Source organism: Microbacterium alkaliflavum (assembly GCF_044325405.1).
GTDB lineage: Bacteria > Actinomycetota > Actinomycetes > Actinomycetales > Microbacteriaceae > Microbacterium > Microbacterium alkaliflavum.
Genome location: NZ_JBIQWL010000035.1, coordinates 1 through 540, shown reverse-complemented (window position 1 = coordinate 540; position 540 = coordinate 1). Strand labels below are relative to the sequence as shown.

The window sequence follows — 540 nt, the reverse complement described above, 5'->3', positions numbered from 1 at the left end:
CGCGATGTCGTCGGCCTCGCGCTGCAGAGCGCGGCCGGACGCATACTGCTCGAGGCATCCGTTCTGCCCGCAGCCGCACGGGCGGCCGTCGCGTGTGAACCGCATGTGCCCGAGCTCGGCGCCGATGCCGTGCCCGCCGCGGTAGAGCTCGCCGTTCAGGATGACGGCGCCGCCGACGCCCGTGCCCAGGGTCAGCATGACCATGTCGCCGACGTGCGCGCCCCCGCCGAAGCGGTACTCGGCCCAGCCCGCCGCGTTCGCGTCGTTCTCGATCGTGACCGGCATCGACAGGCGGCCCTCGAGGTTCGCCTTCATCGGATAGTTGCGCCACGCGATGTTGGGGGCGTGGATGAGCACGGCGCGGTCGCGGTCGACGAAGCCGGCCGCCGCGACGCCGACCGCCGCGATCTCGTAGGAGTCGGCGAAGTGGCGCACCATGTCGACGACGGCATCTTCCAGAGCGGCGGTGTCGACCGGAGTCTCGACGCGGAGCTGTTCGACGATACGGCCGTCTTCATCGACCACGCCTCCCGCGATCTT

1 protein-coding gene is annotated in these 540 nt (G+C 70.9%); it reads right to left on the bottom strand.

Annotation, left to right across the window (positions count from 1 at the left end; genetic code table 11):
- A partial coding sequence (locus tag ACH3VR_RS23340; protein WP_397558737.1) for an ROK family protein occupies positions 1-540 on the bottom strand: 540 nt, incomplete at both ends.